This is a genomic window from Acinetobacter sp. CIP 101934 (assembly GCF_000369585.1).
GTDB lineage: Bacteria > Pseudomonadota > Gammaproteobacteria > Pseudomonadales > Moraxellaceae > Acinetobacter > Acinetobacter schindleri.
The window spans coordinates 1-3,912 of the sequence record NZ_KB850102.1; the positions used below are offsets into that span (position 1 = coordinate 1).

Genomic DNA, 3,912 nt, shown 5'->3' on the forward strand with positions numbered 1-3,912 from the left:
TGATATTTAAAGAGAAATATCAAGCATTTCGTATAAGGTGTATTATGTTATTTTTAGGAAGTCTTTAGAGTTGGCCTTCAAGTAACTGACCTATTTCTAACCTGGTATAGCCACGTTCTTTAAAGATCAAAATAATTGCTTTTTTATAATCTTCAGAAGTAGAAGTCTTATACTTAGTTATCAGTTGATTCTCAGAATTCAGCTCAAGATCATTTTTGATGGTCAATACTTCGCTAGAGATCTTGTTAAAGATATTTAGGTTAAACATACAGGCACTCGTCATCCGTATTATAGCGGCCCGACTATAACAAATACCTGTCTTAGCTACGCTAGACACCCTTGGCCGCAAGGATTACAAATTAAGAAAAATTCCGCAAGTTTTTGTCTATTGAAAGAATAAATAATCTCCCAACTGCCATCCATTTAACATAATGGGCGTTATACGAAACGCATATTTTAAATATATAAAAATCATACACTTGTGTTATAGTGGTGATGCTCGACGATGTCGAAAAGCTGACTTGGAAACAAGTCGGCTTTTTTATGATCGTTTTTGATAGTTCTTGCCAATAAATCTGACTAGAAATTACGCTTCTCAACTTGAGTGATACAATTTTGTGATACATTATTGTATATACAAATTTGAATGTTTTTTATGGAACAGTATTTTGAATGGGATGAGGCTAAGAATCGAAAGAATCAGAAAAAGCATGATATCTCTTTCGAAACTGCAAGCCTTGTTTTTGAAGATCCACTGAGGATCTCAATCCAGGATAGACATACTAATGGTGAAGAACGTTGGCAAACCATTGGAAGAGTAAAAGGCGTACTAATGCTATTAGTAGCTCACACTATCTTTGATGAAGATGACTGTGAAATCATACGAATCATTAGTGCAAGACAAGTCACTAAGGCGGAGCGAGATAAATATGAGCACGGTTAGATATTCACGCAAAGAACTAAATGAAAAATTTAGTGAGAAGCAAGATGCTGAAATTGAACGCCTACTTGCTAAAGGAACTATTCCAGATGATCAACTAGATTTATCTGATATTCCTGAAATTACAGACTGGAGCAATGCTGTCCGCCATAATCAGTTCTATCGTCCAGTAAAGCAACAAACTTCAATTCGCTTAGATGCTGATGTTCTTGCATGGTTTAAAGCACAAGGTAAAGGCTATCAAACCCGGATGAATGAAATTCTGCGAGATGCCATGCTGAAAGAATTAAAAAATCATCAATAAAAATGGGAGCTTAAGCTCCCATTTTTGACTTCGCATAACATGTATTATTTTAATTTTAGAAAATCTTAAGTTTTAAAGAGGGGAAAATGTTAACTGCTCCAGAGCTAGCTACCAAATTCAAGACCTTGTATGAAATTGCATTTCATGAATATAAAGATGAATGTGACCGTTCAAAAAGAATCGAGGAAAAAGTTGGAAGAATTTTTACGGTCTTAAATATATTTATTGTTTTAGCCGTTACAGCTATTACAAAGAATGAATATTGGAGTAGTTTTAAGAATCATTATCTTATTTTTCAAATATTTGAAATAATAATTTTACTGTTATTTTTTAGTTTACTCTTCTTTGCTTGGTCTAAATTATTATCTGTTATGCAGGATACTAAAGTCAAAAAATTGGAACTAAATCATGAGTTAGAAGATGTAATATATGATGATGAACAAAATCCAAACCATCTTTATTGGAAATTATATAAAACTTATAGAAGCTCTATTGAACAAAATACTGTAGAGATGAACTTAAGATCCAAAATAATAGAAGATGCATTAAAAGACCTTAAAAAGGCTTTTTGGTGCTTCATCTCTTTTATCTTTATACTGTTTTTAACTCTTCTAAAAACTACGGTTGAAAGCTAATGGCGAAGAATCCAAATACAGAACAAACTAAACAGGAAAATAGACCATCTATATCTAGTACACAGAAGCCACCTCGTGATACAGATCCCTTACCACTTAGAGTCGTAATAGAGAGTTATGATCCGAATGTAAACCTAGAAAAATTGCGTAGAAAATAACTCTCAACCACAAATTACCTCATCTAACATCAATTAAAAGAGGAGCACATTGCTCCTCTTTTAATAATCTTAACTGATTTTTCTATAGTTAATATCATATCCCGCATCACTTAGCATATGAGCTACAGACATACGCCAGTCTTTATATCCATGGTCTGTATATACAACACCATTCACATCACCAGGCATTTCAATATGACCTTCCTTTTTTACTAAGCAGATAACTTTCTCACGAGTATATAAACCTATTAATAAACCGTGTTCAAAAACAACATTCTGCCTAGCTCTTAATTTATATTCGCTTTCTCCAACAGCTTTGCCTTCATCATCTGGTGTATATAGAACTATCCCAAATCCAATAGAAGGATCTTTCGTATAACGTTCTAATTTTTCTATGATTGTAATGCTAGCATCATGTTGCTCTCTAAGAATTATTGGTTCGATTCTTTGAGCTGATAAAAAAGCTTTTACCTCGTTTATTAATGCATCATCATGACCGTGGACAATGAATACTTTAGATGGCGTGATTTTCTTTTTTTTCTCCACTAAATTAGAAACTTCTTTTTTAGTTCCTTTCGCATACGTCACTAATTCTTCTGTTATTTCTTTTTGTTTTAGAATTGCTGACTCTAAATCATTAGAATAAAAACCGATCATAACAACATTAGAAGCTCGATCTTCAGCTCTTCGTTTATTAGCTTGTTGCTCTTTTAGAACTTCACCAGATATTTCACTAGAAAAAATACGTAACCGCTCAATATGTTCAATAGGAATAGTACGCCCATTAATTAAAATAGGTTTCCCAACCTGATAAGGTTCAGCATATTTGTTAATTACGTCTTCTAAATCTGTTAAATCTGATTTAATTTCGACTTGATCCCACGCATTCTTATGATACTTTTCACCTAACTCTAAAATCACATGGTAATACATATTCTTAACGCCATATCTTTATTCATTTTTTTAACTATATAATAAATTTTAAAAAAATTAACTTTCTATTTAACATAAAATCTCTTATACGAAGTCAAAAAAGTAGCCCCATACCCATATTGGATAGGAGCTTTGTGGCAATATAGAGTGAACTCGATAAAAAATGAAATCCTCTAATTCTTGTTTTAATTATTTTTCTAACTAAGAATTAGAGGATTAATTTCTTTACCTCTGGAGTTTTATAATTATTGTTATAAGACTTATTAGATCACTTATTGCTCAAATAATCTTCACAATCTGATCATTCACTTATGGGTAAGTGTGATGGAAATCACAAAATCAATCAGATCTAAAAATCACACAATTACACTATTTATGATGAGCGAATTGTTCTTTTAATTTTCTGATCAGTCTTGTATTGCGACAAAGCATAGACCGCCCAGATGGCAGCCGGGATCCAACCTAAAACTGTAATCTGAAGTAGCAAACAAATGATGCCTGCAAATGGTCGCCCTATGGTGAAAAACAGCAGCCAGGGAAAAATTAAAGCAATTAGCAATCTCATTTCAAATTCCTATGTATCTTTTCAAAAAATTAATAATTAACTGCCGACAGATCAAACAGCTTACGATCTCTTTCATCCGTTAAATACTTATCCATCTGAGCAATCAGTTTTGCCCGAGCCTGTTCATCATCTTCGGTAATTTTCAACATACAGGATCCGATCAAAATCTTGCGTCTGGTATCCTCCTTTCGTGCCTGTTCTTTCTCTTTGGCACGTTCTCTTGCCAGTGCTGCCTGTCTTTGAGCCTTTAACTGCTTTAGCTTTTCTTCCTGTGCCTTAATTTTACTATCTAGAGTTTCAGTAACGCTCATTCATCCAATACCATCATCCTGGGAAACCATCCCTAACATAAGCGCACTTGAATCTGCATTCAAGGT

The 3,912-nt window shown here is 33.4% G+C and carries 7 protein-coding genes; 3 read left to right on the forward strand and 4 right to left on the reverse strand.

The genetic code is table 11. The annotated features are described in order from the left end of the window. Positions 1–64: 64 nt before the first annotated feature. A complete protein-coding gene (locus tag F899_RS15895) occupies positions 65–268 on the reverse strand; it encodes a hypothetical protein (RefSeq protein WP_004896916.1) in 204 nt (67 codons plus the stop codon). Positions 269–655: 387 nt separating this feature from the next. Here F899_RS15895 and F899_RS15055 point away from each other — a divergent pair, with 387 nt between their 5' ends. The 3 genes from F899_RS15055 (at position 656) to F899_RS15065 (ending at position 1,879) form a co-directional block, all read left to right on the forward strand. Next, positions 656–943 carry a BrnT family toxin gene (locus F899_RS15055; RefSeq protein WP_005225834.1) on the forward strand — a complete coding sequence of 96 codons (288 nt, stop codon included), beginning with the start codon at positions 656–658 and terminating at the stop codon, positions 941–943. Then, positions 930–1,244 carry a BrnA antitoxin family protein gene (locus F899_RS15060; RefSeq protein ID WP_005225835.1) on the forward strand — a complete coding sequence of 105 codons (315 nt, stop codon included), beginning with the start codon at positions 930–932 and terminating at the stop codon, positions 1,242–1,244. Before F899_RS15055 ends, F899_RS15060 begins: the two co-directional genes overlap by 14 nt. Before the next feature lie 86 nt (positions 1,245–1,330). Further along, positions 1,331–1,879: a hypothetical protein gene (locus F899_RS15065; RefSeq protein ID WP_005225836.1), complete on the forward strand. Its 549-nt coding sequence runs from the start codon at positions 1,331–1,333 to the stop codon at positions 1,877–1,879. A 227-nt stretch (positions 1,880–2,106) separates the two neighbouring features. On the opposite strand, the gene F899_RS15070 is transcribed toward F899_RS15065, so the two are convergent. The 3 genes from F899_RS15070 to F899_RS15080 all read right to left on the reverse strand — a co-directional run bounded on the left by F899_RS15070 (position 2,107) and on the right by F899_RS15080 (position 3,846). After that, the gene (locus F899_RS15070) at positions 2,107–2,970 is read right to left on the reverse strand and encodes a TIR domain-containing protein (RefSeq protein WP_005225838.1); all 864 of its coding nucleotides are present in this window, start codon (positions 2,968–2,970) and stop codon (positions 2,107–2,109) included. Between the two features lie 373 nt (positions 2,971–3,343). After that, on the reverse strand, positions 3,344–3,535 hold the full coding sequence (locus F899_RS15075) for a YqaE/Pmp3 family membrane protein (RefSeq protein ID WP_004728112.1): 192 nt from the start codon (positions 3,533–3,535) through the stop codon (positions 3,344–3,346). 29 nt (positions 3,536–3,564) lie between these two features. Continuing rightward, entirely contained in the window at positions 3,565–3,846 is a 282-nt protein-coding gene (locus F899_RS15080) for a hypothetical protein (protein ID WP_005225839.1), read from the reverse strand. Between the last annotated feature and the right edge of the window lie 66 nt (positions 3,847–3,912).